This window comes from Pseudoalteromonas rubra (assembly GCF_005886805.2).
Classification (GTDB): Bacteria; Pseudomonadota; Gammaproteobacteria; order Enterobacterales; family Alteromonadaceae; genus Pseudoalteromonas; species Pseudoalteromonas rubra_D.
In genome coordinates this window covers 1,180,619-1,194,408 of the sequence record NZ_CP045429.1, presented here as the reverse complement: position 1 = coordinate 1,194,408, position 13,790 = coordinate 1,180,619, and the positions used below count along the sequence as shown (strand labels likewise).

Sequence of the window (13,790 nt, the reverse complement as noted above, 5' to 3'; positions counted from 1 at the left end):
TGCGGGTGAATTTGCGAGAGTTGCGAGGACATCCAATTAGAAACTGCCCTTCGCACATCAATTTTGATGTGGGTGTCTCGTGAAAATCCTCTCGTGAAAATCCGTGTACGATTTTCATTTCTGACGTTTAACGCCCTAATCAGCCGAGCCGTTGTTTGGCGTCGGCTGCATTTGATTGTTATGTGCGTATTTTCTAACCGCATCTAGCTTCGATTGAGAGTACTCAAGTTGCGGAAGGTATTTAAACGAACCATGACAACGAGAGGCATAGTTTTCAACTCTGCTGTCTTTTGGCACATAAACTAAGTAATTTTGAGAAGGGTAAAGCTCTAAGCCACAATTACTATAAGTTCTTAAGAAGCTAATGTCTGCATCCGCTTCTTTGAATGTTTCAATTGTTTTAATAGTCGCTTCAAGATACTTAATAGAGCCTGCTTTTAGGCTCTCGTCTGTTTCCCTAACTACTTCAAGTGATTGAACTTCGATAAGTAAAACTGCTTTTGAATCAGTAAAATACTCTTCCACGGATTTCAACTTACATTGACATGCAAAGCTACTAGATGAAAACAACAAACGTATCAAAAACACAAATGGCAGTTTTTTCACATTAGTTCCTACGCACATAACGCTTTTGTCAGTTGCGCTTTGGTTGTAGTGGAGTTTTGGGGTAAAATGGCGAAGCCACCCCAAAACGAAGCGTAGACCAAAACGTCAACTGGACAAACTTGTTAAATTTCGTTTTGCTACCATTTGACGATAGAATTCTACTTCTTCAAGATCTTCTATCAAAACGCCTAATAAATGTTCCGATTGCCTTTTTTCCAATACTTCACTTTCATCATTCGCTAAAAATGCCTCATAGAATCTATTAAAGTCATTTGTAGTCCACTGGCAAGGGCCATGCTCGGCTATAAGCATTGCGGAACGAAGAAATCCCCCCCAGCTAATGTGATTGGATTGATACTTAAGGTATTCCGAGCATATCTCAAAGAAACCACTCTCTGGAACAGGATATTTTTCTTCAAAATTATCGTAGGCTTCATTTAGCAATCTTCTCGCTGCTTCATCCTTATCTTTCAGCAGTGAAAGATCCATAACAAGCTGAGAAGGCTCCTCTTCGCTTAAAATAATTTCATCACAGCACGAAATATACTCTTCAGGAGTAATTAAGCCTGCTGAAATTATCGATGAGAATATTACCAGCTCTTTGTTGCTCATACTTCCTCAGAAATTTAACAGTGTATTAGCGTGAATGCCGGTTAAACTCCGTCCCCAAAGCTCAACCAACTCACTGCCAAATTAATTTATTCATTTTAATAACAATAACCTACCACCAAGACCCCTTGTCTTCAAGTCTATAGCCGTCTGTAGAAAACGAGACTTGGTATTAGCGAGACTTACGGTCTCGTTATGTAAAACAACTAGCTCTATTAATTTCATATACTTAAGAATAGTTGCGGCATAAACGAGACTTGAGAATTCGGAGAAAGCGAGAAATACGACTGATAAAATGAGCTCCAGCACTTATACCTGTATAAATAAACAACATACGAGGGTTCTCAAAAGGACTTTATATAAACGCCCGCTAAAACGCGTCAAAACCTGTGGCTAGCCTCTTGGCCGGTGTAAGGACGTCCACTTGTAGAAACCAAATATGTGGGTCACGCTCAAACCCATTGAGTATAGGCTGAAGATAAACGACGTTTCATGTGCACACGAATTTTGGGTGGGTGTACTCGAAATATGTCTCTCCTCTTCTCATCGGTTTACTTCCGTGTGGTATTTAAGCAGATCCCGGCTCGCACGCGTCCGGAATGACGGAGTGGTTTATCGGTTTTGCCTGAAACGAGCCAAACGGAGTGGCATTCAACGTAACACGACAAAATCAATGGCTTGCTTACGGTTGTTACAATGGCACCCAGCTGTAAAAACAAAAAAGCACTAAAATTTGCAAAGACATATACCTGCAAAAAAATGCTTCAACGACCTAAACATCAAACCGCATTCCTGGTTGATTAACCACCTTAGTAATACCCTTCACACCGCCAGTCTCATCTTTGAGCCTAGTCCCAAATTAAATCCCAAATATGGGACTGAAGAATCCATGAAAAGCAAAAATATTTAAATATCAATCATTTAAAAATTGGCACAATGCCTGCTCTGTTACTCTCAAATTGTTCTTATTCGACCAGGAGTGAAAATGGACATTGCAGTAACGACAAAAAAGACAAGATCTCCGCGGACCTTAGTCATAGCACTTATCGCGCTAGTGGCGGTGGCTTTTGGTACCTACCAAGTGTGGCAGTACTCTCGCGCGGAGCTTACGCTCAAAGCCAACTCGTTGATCATTAATCAGGTCAAAAGGGGTAGTTTTACGGTAACCGTGCGTGGTAATGGCGTGCTGGTTCCTGAGAATGTGCAATGGCTGTCGGCCAGTGGCGATGCCAAAGTAGAGGCGCTGCTGTACAAGCCAGGACAAGAGGTACGCCAGGGCGACGAGATTGTGCGCTTAACGAATCCCCGCTTAGAGCAACAGCTGGCTGAAGCCAAGTGGGAGTTCTCTGCGCTGGAAGCCGAGCACCAGGCCAGTGATTTAGCTGAGCAAGCCGCGATTGCACAACAGCGCGCCGATATGCTCAATGCTCGAATGGCAGTTGACGGTGCTGAACACGAATATCAGGCGCACCTTGAGTTAATTGAAACTGGCGCTGTCTCAAAACTGGACTTTCAGCGCGCCAAAATTGCACTTGAACAGGCGCGCCAAATACTGGCATCCAGAAAAGAGCAAATGGCTGAATCGGCTAAAAGCTTAAAAGCGCAGCAACATGCCCGCTTTGCCAGGCTCAACCAGCTAAAAAATCGGGTGTCGCGCATTCAAACGCAAGTGGATGAGCTGAATGTCCGCGCATCCATTGATAGCATTATTTTAGCGCTACCCGTTGAAGTTGGTCAGCATGTCAGTATGGGCAGCAACATTGCCAAGCTGGCCGACCAGGGGGCGCTCATCGCTGAGCTGCAAGTCCCTGAGCTACAAATTCAGCAAATCAAGGTGGGCCAGAAGGTCACCATTGATACCCAAAACAACCAGGTTTTGGGCCAGATCACACGTATCGACCCTGAAGTTGTGCAAGGCAATGTGCAGGTCGATGTTGCCTTTAGCGAGCCATTACCGAGCGATGCGCGACCTGCGCTTAGCGTAGATGGTGAAATCACCATCGCAGAGCTTGATAACACCCTGTACGTATCACGCCCCTTATTTACCCAAAGTCAGACCCAATCCAGTATTTACAAACTCAGCTCAGATGGTTTAATGGCCACGCGTACAGCCGTGCAACTCGGGTTGGGCTCTGTCAACTATGTACAAATTATTCAAGGACTTGAAGAGGGTGATCAGATAGTCACTTCTGATCCAAGCCGCTTCGAAAGTTATAACCAATTTAGAATCAACTAGGAAACCGCCATGACTCAGCCTGTATTAGCATTAAAAAATCTCAGTAAAGTCTTTTTCTCTGACGACCTGGAAACCCATGCACTTAACGATGTATCACTGCAAGTGCACCAACAAGAATATATTGCCATTTCCGGGCCATCTGGTTCTGGCAAGTCGACCCTGTTATCCCTGTTAGGTCTGCTGGATACACCAACCTCAGGGAGTTACCAGCTGGCAGGACATGAAGTGGGGAATATCAGCAAAACTGAGCGCGCCCGGATTCGCAACAATCAAATAGGATTTATTTTTCAGTCTTTTAATTTGATCAGTGATTTAGATGTGATGGAAAACGTCGAGCTCCCTCTGACCTACCGTAAAGATTTAAGTAAGTCGCAGGTTAAGCAGATGGCGGCTGACGCGTTAGCCAAGGTCAATATGAGCCACCGTACTAATCATTACCCATCGCAGCTATCAGGTGGTCAGCAGCAACGTGTTGCCATAGCCCGCGCCATCGCCGGTTCGCCCAGCTTAATTCTGGCGGACGAACCTACCGGCAATCTGGACTCTAAAAATGCCCACGATGTACTGGCGCTGCTTGATACCCTTCATCAGGAAGGAGCCACCATTTGTATGGTAACGCACGACCCGCGCTCCGCCGAGCGGGCACAACGCAAAATTGAAGTGCTTGATGGCCGGATCATTGCCGATCACAAGACCCATGCTGCACAGCCTGAGCTTGCAGACGTCGTGCACAGTTAAGGGGAAGATGATGAGTATTCGCAGCGATATCAAATATGCCCTGCGCCTGCTGGCAAAAAAGCCCAGCTTTAGCGCACTCACCGTGTTTGTGATGGCAACAGGTCTTGGCTTGAGTGTTTACCTGTTCTCATTTATGAATACGATGCTATTTAAGCCTTTACCCTTTGAAGACGGTGAGCACTTAATTGAGCTCACCACCTCAACCAATGGCCAGCGTAATTTTGGTGACTTTAATATTCATGATTTTGCCGAGGTCGAAGCGCAGTTATCCGGAGCCAGTGAGTTTAGCGCCTATCGTAGCGCAATCGTTAATATTGCCGGGCGTGACGGCGCACGCAGATACCAAAGCGCAGATGCGCGTGCCAACTTATTTGAACTCACCCGCACTGCCCCGTTGTTAGGCAGAACATTTACAGCCGAAGAAGATAAGGTTGGCGCGCAGAATGTGGTGGTACTGGGTTACGATATCTGGCAAAACCATTTTGGTGCAGATCAGGAGATCCTGTCACGCAGTGTCGATATTAACGGCCAGCCCTATCGTATCATTGGCGTGATGCCAGAGGGCTATTACTACCCACGCCGGGCTCAGCTTTGGCGGCCTCTGCGCGATAATCCGCAGCAAGTCTCGCGAGATCAAAACGCACATGTAACGGGATTAGCACTGAGAAAACCTGGCGTATCGATTGAACAACTCGACAACGAGCTAACGCTGATCATGCAGCGCCTGGAGCAACGTTACCCAAAAACCAATTCGGGCCTGAGCGCGTATGCACTCACCATGCACCAGTCTACCGCGGATGGCGGCATGTCGGTGGTTTATGTTATGCATACTGCTGCAATCCTTATCTTAGTGTTGGCGTCCGTCAATGTGGGCAACTTGTTGTTGTCACGCGCCGTTGAACGCTCTCAGGAAACGGCCATTCGTGTTGCACTGGGCGCACCAACTGGACGGTTACTGAGTCAGCTGTTATGGGAAAGCCTGTTGATCTGTGGTTTGGGTGGTTTGATTGGACTGTTGCTCGTTGGCTGGGGGTTAGAAATCACACAAACAGTTACCAATCAGTTCTTTACCGACAGACCGCCATTTTGGTGGGACTTTGGCATAGACGCATACACCCTGAAAGTCTTTTTTAGTTTTCTGGTGGGTACGATTTTTGTCACTGGCTTTTTGCCCGCATGGCGAAATATCAACGGCGACTTTAATGCGGTTCTGCGCGATGGCACGCGCGGTGCGCTGGGCAAAGGCGCAGGTAAACTCAACAAAGCGCTGGTAATTGGCGAGGTATTTTTATCTATCACCATTTTGATTGTTGCTGCTGTGATGATCTCTGCAAGCTATAAGGCCACTTATGCAGATTATGGTGTTAATACCCAGGATAAACTGGTCGGGCAAATTACCCTGCCCGCTGAGCAATATCAGACGGATGAACAAAGACACCAGTTTGTACAAACGCTTAAAGCGCAGTTAGACGCCCAAAGTGGGTTTAGCAGCAACATGCTCACATCAGCGTTACCGGGTTTTGGGGATAAACGCCCCGCTGTTGCGGTAGCCGGTCAGGAATATGGTCAGCAAGGTTTATCCAGCTACCCAAGAGCCAACCAGGTAGCCGTAGTCCCGGGTGCATTGCAACACTTAAAGGCAAAGTTACTCGAAGGCCGCTTTTTTAGCGACTCAGACAACACCGAGGATAAACGCACCGTGATTGTCACAGACAGTTTTGTACAGCAGTATATGAATTCGGAGCAACCGGTTGGGCAACGCGTGCAATTTATCAATGAAGATGGCAGCAAAGGGCCGTGGTTTACGATTGTTGGTGTTGTTAAACATGTCGTACAAACCATGCCTAACAGAGATAAAGCAGTGAGGACTCCGTCCGTCTATCTGCCTTTTGCACAATCGCCGCGCGCCTCTGTTTTCATCAGTGTGCAACTGCAAAGCGACACACAGAGTGCTAAAACCGCACTAACCCGGGTGGTAAATCAGATTGATCCGCAGCTGCCTGTATTCAATATCGCCACTTTGGATGATCGCCTCACGCAACGTGTTGCACCACTGAGATTTGTTGGAGGCGTATTTGTGCTGTTTGGTTTAGCTTCGCTGTTACTGGCTGCCAGCGGCATTTACGGGGTAATGGCCAACACCATTTCGCAGCGCACTCAGGAGATTGGGGTAAAACGCGCTCTGGGCGCCAGCGAAAATCGTATCACCGTTGAGTTTTTGCTATCAGGCACCACGCAGTTGCTGCTCGGGGCAGTGCCCGGACTGGCAATCGGCTTAGCACTGGGATACGCCATGTCGGTGCCCATTGGCGTGGAGTTCTTCGATGTTGCTGTAACTGCGGTCGTGCTTACTGGCGTACTTAGCCTGGTAGTATTGCTGGCAACCTACCTGCCGACGCAACGCGCACTCAGCAATGAGCCAGCGCACGCGCTGCATAACCACTAATACACCCACAACTAAGCGCAGCTTTTTATATATTCGCTGCGCTTTTGTTGTACACTGAGTTCACTTAAGCGGTTGATAACAAACATTTATGAACGACCCAATTTTAATTCTTGATGACGATGAAGGCATCAGACATGCATTGAGCCTGCTGTTGCTGGAAGAAGGCTATGCCAGTTTACAGGCCAGCTCGCCAGATCAGGCAACACGACTACTCAAACAGCATACCGTTAGCCTACTGATCACGGATTTAAACTTTACTCAAGATACCACCTCCGCCCAGGAAGGGCTGGCATTGATAGAGCAAATTAGAGCGGACGATGAACATTTGCCAATTATTGCCATTACCGGTTGGGGGAGTATCGAGATTGCAGTCAAAGCAATGCAACTGGGTGCCAACGACTTTGTTCAAAAGCCATGGGAAAACGAGCGATTACTGACGATCATTCGCACCCAACTACAGCTTGCAAAAGCCCATAAACGCACCCAAAAGTTAGCCGTTCACAATCAGCTGCTACAAAATGAGCTGGGTGTTTTATCAGGCCTGATTGCCCATTCCGAGCCCATCAAACACGTCCTGTCGACTTTATCTCAGGTGGCCAAAAGCGATGTCAGTGTGCTGCTGACAGGAGAAAATGGCACAGGAAAAAGCCTGTTTGCGCGGTATTTACATGATTTATCGCCCCGAAAAGACGAGCAGCTGATCAGCGTAAATATGGGCGCAGTCAGCGAAAACTTATTTGAAAGCGAGATGTTTGGCCATGTTAAAGGCGCTTTTACCGATGCCAAGTCGCACCGCATTGGCCGCTTTGAACTGGCCGATGAGGGCTCACTGTTTTTAGATGAAATTGCCAATACCCCCTACTCTCAACAAGCCAAGCTTCTGCGCGTACTCGAAGAAAGGCAATTTGAAAAAGTCGGTGCCAGTAAAACACAGTCAGTCAATATTCGTTTGATTACCGCCACCAATGCCAACCTGGATGACGCCGTGCATCAAGGTAGTTTTCGAAAAGATCTGCTATATCGCATCAATACCGTACAAGTACATATTCCGCCATTGCGAGAACGCCAGGCCGATATCCTGCCGCTGGCGCAGCACTTTTTACGGCGCTCAATAGATAAATACGCGGCACAAGGGCGCGTTTTAACGCCACAAGCACAAAGTGCCTTGCAAGCGTATCACTGGCCCGGTAATGTCAGAGAGCTCGCTCACCTGATGGAGCGGGCACACATTCTGGCGCCCACCGAGCAAATTGATGTGACGCACCTCAATTTATCTTCTGAGCAGCCGCGCCAGAGCGCGCCGAGCAGTGAGGGCACAGAGCAAGAGCCACTGATGACGCTGGCTGAACTGGAACAAAAAGCCCTGGAACGCCGTATGTCCCACTTTCAGGGGGATGCCGTTGCCGCTGCGCACTCCTTAGGGCTGAGCCGCAGTACCTTTTACCGGCGTTTAAATAAAACAGGTAAATAACACTTATGCCTAAGTCAGCGTCATACGAGTCTCAGCTTTGCTATTTGTACCTTGCCAGTGCTGTGCCTTTGCTCTTTTTGCTCATTACCACCATGTTGCTCACCGACATATCTGTGTGGCTGGTGGCACTGTGCGCTTTGCTGGGTGTGATAGTGCTGACCTGGAGTACCTTGTATATCAAACAAAAAGTAGTGTACCAGCTGCGAACCCAAACCAATTTGGTAGAGGCCCTCGCACAAGGTGACTACACACTCAGGGCACACACAGGCCCCCATGAAAATGAATTAACGCCCCTGTTTAATGCCATCAACCGACTTGCCGAGCGTTTGAGTGCACAGCGCTGGCAATCAGCGGAATCTCAGCAGCTGGTGCAAACCGTACTTGAGCATATCGATGTGGCGATTTTAGCCATTGACGACCGGCAGACCATTGCGCTGTCTAACCCTGCTGCACAAACCCTGTTCGCACTGGACGACACCCGTACAAAACAGACTCTGCCAAAGGCACTAACCGTAGTCAGTCAACTGGAGTCCGGGCAAAGCCAGGTAATTGAACTGCCGGTGGCATTGCAAACCAAACGCTACAATGTGCATGCAGAACAATACTTAAGTGAAGGCAAAGCATTTAAATTGCTGTTTATTACCGATGTGCATTCATTACTGCGAAGCGAAGAACGCCACGCCTGGCAAAGGCTGATCAGAGTGATGAGCCATGAGATAAACAACTCACTCTCTCCGATCACCTCTATTTCGCAAACCTTAGCGAAAATCGTCAACAAACGCTGTGAGCCAGACATCCAGACGCCACTCACCGAGAACCTAAACTTTATTCAGCATCGCGCCGGCGAGCTCAGTAAATTCATCGAAAGCTATAATCAACTGGCACGACTGCCAGAACCCGAGTGTAAAACTTGCTCACTAAACGCGCTTATCGCTAATAGCCAGAAGCTATTTCCACAGTGTGAATTCAATCAGCTCAATGCACATGACCTGTCGCTCTGTGTCGACCCTGTGCAATTTGAACAACTGTTTATCAACCTCTTTAAAAACGCCTGCGATGCCGCAGAGCAAGCCAATGTAGACTGCCAGATAGAGATTGACTGGCAGCTTATCAATCAGCAAGTGCGCATTACCATTTGCGACAATGGCATTGGCATAAAAAACACCGACAACTTATTCGTGCCCTTTTACAGCACTAAGCAACAAGGCTCAGGTATTGGCCTGGTACTTTGCCAGCAAATCATTGAAGCTCATCAGGGGCGTTTGTCTTTACACAATCGCCAGACACAGCAAGGGTGCTGCGCCGTGCTGGCGCTGGAATATTCATAGTGGACTGGTGTTAGTGAAGTCGAGAGCAATCGTCATTTGTGGCGTTGTTCAGGCTAATAAACCTCAAGGTATCTTTTATACCAACCCTACTACGCCTCGCTCAACCGGCGCAGATTAGCAAGCTAAGTAACGACGAAAGAACGCAAATCGGCTTTGCGTCCTTTGTGGTTTCAGCTTTTGTTATACATCCTTACCAAAGTAACGCCCAAACAAGCGTGGACACATGAACTTTTCACTATATTGACGCCATAGTCTCTTGTTAGCTTTCGATTCGAAGCTCATGATAACGCCAAAGAAATGCTTCATAGATCTCTTCTTGTTCCCATTGATATTCGATTATTTCACCCATTAGCTCGAATTTCCCCCAACCCCAGCCAACTTCTATAAAGTTAAAGTACAAGCAGTGCTTACCGGCAATAGCAATAACCCAAAACCGCACAGGTATATCGTATTGATTTTGCTTCCAAAGGCTAGGCTCTATTTTTATGGACTCCCACGTACGTCCAAGCTCAGACATATTTATACGCCGTTCTGACTCTTCAAGCTCGACGTGAACCTCTTGTAAGGTTAAATTATGCTTCATATCTGAACCTTTAAGCTAACGCTCGCATGAGCGGCATAAAAAGCTAGGCTAAACTTAAGTGACGTAGGAGCGCAAGACTAGCTTTTTGCGTCCTTATGCTCGATGCGTTTGTTATAATGCGCTGATTGCTATTACCGCAATATCGTCAGAATAAGTACCTGATTTTAGCTGAGCCAAACGAGTGTAATCAATTGCTTGCGGCAAATGGTTTGAATGCGCAAGCTCTTTAATGTCAGATAGCACAGCATACTTAAATAAGCCATCTGATGCGACTAATAAAGTGCCACTGAAATTTATAGGGCCGAAGCCTATTGGTTTTGAGTTACCTGAACCAAGCAATGGCTTCCGAATTTGATGACTCGACAATTCATAGTCAAATTCGTTGCTCAGAATCCAACACTCGGAATCTCCGACACTAGCACCAAAAACCTCATTATTTGAAACCTTTCCAACAATTATCGTAGTCTCACCTAGAATTGAATCACTAGATATTGTAGCGTCTAGCGATAAAAGGAATGCTTCAAATTCATCGGGAGAGTTGAATTTCTCAGTTTTAGCTATGTTAACTAAGCTTGTAGCAAATAAAGAGGCTTCTTTTCCACCGCTTATACCACCAGAGCCATCAGCTAGGCAAAAATAGACTTCATCACTATTAACGAAAGTAGATAATGAATCTTGCCCATACTCATCTTGTTCAATATTGGTAGATATTAGGTACATAACTTAGTACATTATAACGCTTTAATAATAGGCAGAAAATTATAAGCTACGCTACCGCCACGCAGCAAGCCTATGATTTCATTTCTTTATTGATTAACTTGTTATGTTTCAAACTGACTCATTTTCTCAATTAGCTTATATTGACACAAATAGCAGACACCCATTCCAATGACACAAATAGCAGACACCCATTCCAAAACTTGTCTGCCACACTTCCAACATCTATGCTTTTAATCTGCTCCAAGAATAAGGACGAAGCAAATGCCAGCGGCACGGAAAAGCCAGGTCAGCTTAGTTGACACAAAATACTACCATTGTATCTCTCGTTGCGTAAGAAGGGCCTTTTTATGCGGTAAGGACCCGTTAACAGGGCAGTCCTATGAACATCGCCGTGAGTGGGTTGAAGAAAAGCTACTCCTGCTGGCAAGCATTTTCTGTATTGATATATGCGCTTACGCTGTGATGAGCAACCATACTCACATCGTTTTGCATGTAGATGATAAAAAAGCTAACCGGTTAAATAGCAAAGCTATCGTTATCCGATGGCATAAACTATTTAAGGGGAACTGGCTAACGCACAAATTCGTGAAAGGTAACGAGCTCAATCCATCCGAGCGTATGATGCTAGATGATATTATCGATAAATATCGCGAAAGACTGGCGAGTATCAGCTGGTTTATGCGTGTGCTTAACGAAGATATTGCCCGTCGGGCAAACAAAGAAGATGGCTGCAAAGGCCGATTCTGGGAAGGCAGGTTTAAGTCCCAGGCATTGCTCGATGAAGCCGTACTGGGTGCCTGTATGGCCTATGTTGATCTCAACCCTATCCGGGCCAAAATGGCCTGCACGCCCGAAACATCTGAGTTCACCAGCATCAAAAAACGCCTTGAACACGGCAAACAACCAAAGAGCCTTTTGCGCTTTGCTGGTAACCCAAGACAGAACATGCCCAAAGGATTACCCTTTGAGCTTAAATACTACATTGAACTGGTTGAACTCACTGGTCGGCGCATTCGTGCAGACAAGAGAGGCCACATCAGCGATGCTCAGCCCATTCTCGCTCGACTGCAAATAGAGCCCGAAAACTGGCTAAAACTCACCACACAATTTACAAAAGTATTCCACGGTGCAGCCGGCAGGCGTCATGCTCTTACTGAGTACTGTGCACATCTGCAAAAAAGACGGCGTCCTAACCTCGCTAACTGTGAGCAATTGTTGAGATAGAATAGCCCACTATCTGAAGTACAAATGATAACTGCCGCACTCTGGCAGTGCTTAACCGTGCCACAAAATACTAAATAGCTACTATTTCAACTGAAATTGCCCACCCATGAGAGCCGTCTCTCGTGATTTCACGCTCGCTTATTCGACAAAGCTACCACATTCATTAGTTGAGGACCTATAACAAACACAGACAACGCTGGGTGTCTGTGTTTTCCCTGTCTGTGTTTTCCCACTCTTCTGTGTTTTCCCAGAGGTCGGTTACAGCGCCTCGTTATAATATTTGCCAACCCCAGCCACGACTACGACAATTGATAAAATCAGGTATGGAAGCCATAGTTTGTACCCACCTAATATGCCCATAGATTTATCGTTTTCTAGAACATGATTTAATTTGAAGGAATTATAGCTTCCAGCATTAATCGCACTCTCGATTTGTCTAGAGCGCTCAATCGCTGAAGAGAAAGTATGCCAGTGATGACGACCTACAATATAAAACCCAAAAACAATGGTTAAGCCACATGCTATGTATAGAAAATAAGGTATATTAACCGAATTGTGGAATAGACCTAATGTTAGAGCTGTAATGAAACCGGCAGCCCAACTAAAAACTTTAAAACAAAATTGCTCTTGAGTAATAATTATATCCTGAACAATCTTAATTTCTTCTATTGGATCTAATTCTTTTGGTTCTTCTTCCATATAATCGATTTACCTAGATCTTATAACGCCCTTGTTAATGAACTGAATTTTATTGGCTAAAATTAGCGAAACGCCAACTGAGCTTTGCCCCTATCTAATATTTTGTTAGTTTCATTTACTCATAAATTTTCCCGCAATATAAGAATACTGCAAACTGTTTCCATTTATTTGTCCTTAGTTCTGAATATTAATGGATTCCAAAATCGGAATCTTCCGCCCAAGCTACAGCCGCTTCTAAGAACCCTCTGATAGAATCATTAGCCCAATCCTCAGTGAAGCTAACTTTATCTTTTGATTTTCCTTCATGAAGTTCGCGATCTGCAAATAGTGATTTTACGAAAAGCAGAAAGCTCTCTTCATCCTTTACTTCATCTAGTATTTCGTGAGGTTCTCTCATATCTTTGATCGACACTTAACGCCGCAAATAAACGGCTAAAAATAATTGGCTATAATTTGTGAAGCACGAACAAAGCCAACTGTTTTTTGTCCGCACTTTTTGATTTGCCTTGTTAGGCATACTGCACTCTAATAGTTAGATTCATACCAAGCTAATTGTTTTTCTAAAGAGTTTAGATATTCAGCATTGAGTCTTGTTGTGCAATCTGCACCCATAGCACCACCGCCATTACCTCCAGCAGCGGCTGATGATTCATACATTGGTGTTTTTTATATAGCTCAAATGACTCAACTGACTTTTCGAGCAATTTAATAGTTTCATTAATAAATTCTGGTTCTTGATCCCAGGACTTAATTTTTTTAGAAGCTTAGCTTGTTTTTCTTTTAACTTAATAGCCGAATTTTCTGACTTTTCAGCCACACACATCCTAAATTCAATTTGATCAACAGCTTCAGTACAGGAAGCAAAAGCATTAAAAGTAAAACAGAGCAATAGAGAGCTTACATAAAACTTCATCGGTATGCCTAACAGTATATTAGTGAGCATGCCGGTTTAAGCCCGTTTCCAATGCTTTTACAGCCCACTACTAAAACAGTTTATTCTTAATAAGAACAGTAACCTACCACCTAAAACCCTTGCCTTCAAGTCTATAGCTGTCTGTAGGAAACGAGGCCAGGTATTAGCGAGACTTAAAAGTTCGGAGAAAGCGAGAATTGTGGCACTTGAAAGTTGC

13 protein-coding genes are annotated in these 13,790 nt (G+C 45.5%); 6 read left to right on the top strand and 7 right to left on the bottom strand.

The window, feature by feature from the left end:
- Positions 1 to 135: 135 nt before the first annotated feature.
- Together CWC22_RS05135 and CWC22_RS05130 are read right to left on the bottom strand one after the other, a co-directional pair.
- Positions 136 to 606, bottom strand: a complete 471-nt coding sequence (locus tag CWC22_RS05135) for a hypothetical protein (protein WP_138538909.1) — start codon at positions 604 to 606, stop codon at positions 136 to 138.
- Between the two features lie 105 nt (positions 607 to 711).
- Complete coding sequence (locus CWC22_RS05130; protein WP_138538910.1) at positions 712 to 1,218, bottom strand: hypothetical protein; 507 nt, start codon at positions 1,216 to 1,218, stop codon at positions 712 to 714.
- Positions 1,219 to 2,200: 982 nt separating this feature from the next.
- Between CWC22_RS05130 and CWC22_RS05125 the strand changes: the two genes are divergently transcribed.
- The 5 genes from CWC22_RS05125 (at position 2,201) to CWC22_RS05105 (ending at position 9,434) form a co-directional block, all read left to right on the top strand.
- On the top strand, positions 2,201 to 3,451 hold the full coding sequence (locus CWC22_RS05125; protein ID WP_138538911.1) for an efflux RND transporter periplasmic adaptor subunit: 1,251 nt from the start codon (positions 2,201 to 2,203) through the stop codon (positions 3,449 to 3,451).
- Between the two features lie 9 nt (positions 3,452 to 3,460).
- Positions 3,461 to 4,189 (top strand): ABC transporter ATP-binding protein, encoded by a 729-nt coding sequence (locus CWC22_RS05120; protein WP_138538912.1) that lies wholly within the window; start codon positions 3,461 to 3,463, stop codon positions 4,187 to 4,189.
- Positions 4,190 to 4,199: 10 nt separating this feature from the next.
- Complete coding sequence (locus tag CWC22_RS05115; protein WP_138538913.1) at positions 4,200 to 6,635, top strand: ADOP family duplicated permease; 2,436 nt, start codon at positions 4,200 to 4,202, stop codon at positions 6,633 to 6,635.
- 88 nt (positions 6,636 to 6,723) lie between these two features.
- Complete coding sequence (locus CWC22_RS05110; protein ID WP_138538914.1) at positions 6,724 to 8,106, top strand: sigma-54-dependent transcriptional regulator; 1,383 nt, start codon at positions 6,724 to 6,726, stop codon at positions 8,104 to 8,106.
- A gap of 5 nt (positions 8,107 to 8,111) precedes the next feature.
- Entirely contained in the window at positions 8,112 to 9,434 is a 1,323-nt protein-coding gene (locus CWC22_RS05105; RefSeq protein WP_138538915.1) for a sensor histidine kinase, read from the top strand.
- 259 nt (positions 9,435 to 9,693) lie between these two features.
- Here the strand turns inward: CWC22_RS05105 and CWC22_RS05100 are convergent, their stop codons facing one another.
- Together CWC22_RS05100 and CWC22_RS05095 are read right to left on the bottom strand one after the other, a co-directional pair.
- Positions 9,694 to 10,017: a hypothetical protein gene (locus CWC22_RS05100; RefSeq protein WP_138538916.1), complete on the bottom strand. Its 324-nt coding sequence runs from the start codon at positions 10,015 to 10,017 to the stop codon at positions 9,694 to 9,696.
- Between the two features lie 111 nt (positions 10,018 to 10,128).
- Positions 10,129 to 10,737: a hypothetical protein gene (locus tag CWC22_RS05095; RefSeq protein WP_138538917.1), complete on the bottom strand. Its 609-nt coding sequence runs from the start codon at positions 10,735 to 10,737 to the stop codon at positions 10,129 to 10,131.
- A 261-nt stretch (positions 10,738 to 10,998) separates the two neighbouring features.
- Here CWC22_RS05095 and CWC22_RS05090 point away from each other — a divergent pair, with 261 nt between their 5' ends.
- Positions 10,999 to 11,961 carry a transposase gene (locus tag CWC22_RS05090; protein WP_138538918.1) on the top strand — a complete coding sequence of 321 codons (963 nt, stop codon included), beginning with the start codon at positions 10,999 to 11,001 and terminating at the stop codon, positions 11,959 to 11,961.
- A 258-nt stretch (positions 11,962 to 12,219) separates the two neighbouring features.
- Here the strand turns inward: CWC22_RS05090 and CWC22_RS05085 are convergent, their stop codons facing one another.
- The 3 genes from CWC22_RS05085 to CWC22_RS05075 all read right to left on the bottom strand — a co-directional run bounded on the left by CWC22_RS05085 (position 12,220) and on the right by CWC22_RS05075 (position 13,573).
- Positions 12,220 to 12,660 carry a hypothetical protein gene (locus tag CWC22_RS05085; RefSeq protein WP_138538919.1) on the bottom strand — a complete coding sequence of 147 codons (441 nt, stop codon included), beginning with the start codon at positions 12,658 to 12,660 and terminating at the stop codon, positions 12,220 to 12,222.
- Between the two features lie 187 nt (positions 12,661 to 12,847).
- Positions 12,848 to 13,072 (bottom strand): hypothetical protein, encoded by a 225-nt coding sequence (locus tag CWC22_RS05080; protein ID WP_230090622.1) that lies wholly within the window; start codon positions 13,070 to 13,072, stop codon positions 12,848 to 12,850.
- Between the two features lie 237 nt (positions 13,073 to 13,309).
- Positions 13,310 to 13,573: a hypothetical protein gene (locus CWC22_RS05075; RefSeq protein ID WP_138538920.1), complete on the bottom strand. Its 264-nt coding sequence runs from the start codon at positions 13,571 to 13,573 to the stop codon at positions 13,310 to 13,312.
- Positions 13,574 to 13,790: the final 217 nt, after the last annotated feature.

What these genes read in the sequence shown, in the direction of transcription:
- CWC22_RS05125 (WP_138538911.1), top strand. Translation starts at nt 2,201, where the DNA reads ATGGACATTGCAGTAACGACAAAAAAGACAAGATCTCCGCGGACCTTA.
- CWC22_RS05090 (WP_138538918.1), top strand. Translation starts at nt 10,999, where the DNA reads ATGCCAGCGGCACGGAAAAGCCAGGTCAGCTTAGTTGACACAAAATAC.
- CWC22_RS05110 (WP_138538914.1), top strand. Translation starts at nt 6,724, where the DNA reads ATGAACGACCCAATTTTAATTCTTGATGACGATGAAGGCATCAGACAT.
- CWC22_RS05100 (WP_138538916.1), bottom strand. Translation starts at nt 10,017, where the DNA reads ATGAAGCATAATTTAACCTTACAAGAGGTTCACGTCGAGCTTGAAGAG.
- CWC22_RS05120 (WP_138538912.1), top strand. Translation starts at nt 3,461, where the DNA reads ATGACTCAGCCTGTATTAGCATTAAAAAATCTCAGTAAAGTCTTTTTC.
- CWC22_RS05115 (WP_138538913.1), top strand. Translation starts at nt 4,200, where the DNA reads ATGAGTATTCGCAGCGATATCAAATATGCCCTGCGCCTGCTGGCAAAA.
- CWC22_RS05105 (WP_138538915.1), top strand. Translation starts at nt 8,112, where the DNA reads ATGCCTAAGTCAGCGTCATACGAGTCTCAGCTTTGCTATTTGTACCTT.
- CWC22_RS05130 (WP_138538910.1), bottom strand. Translation starts at nt 1,218, where the DNA reads ATGAGCAACAAAGAGCTGGTAATATTCTCATCGATAATTTCAGCAGGC.
- CWC22_RS05095 (WP_138538917.1), bottom strand. Translation starts at nt 10,737, where the DNA reads ATGTACCTAATATCTACCAATATTGAACAAGATGAGTATGGGCAAGAT.
- CWC22_RS05085 (WP_138538919.1), bottom strand. Translation starts at nt 12,660, where the DNA reads ATGGAAGAAGAACCAAAAGAATTAGATCCAATAGAAGAAATTAAGATT.
- CWC22_RS05075 (WP_138538920.1), bottom strand. Translation starts at nt 13,573, where the DNA reads ATGAAGTTTTATGTAAGCTCTCTATTGCTCTGTTTTACTTTTAATGCT.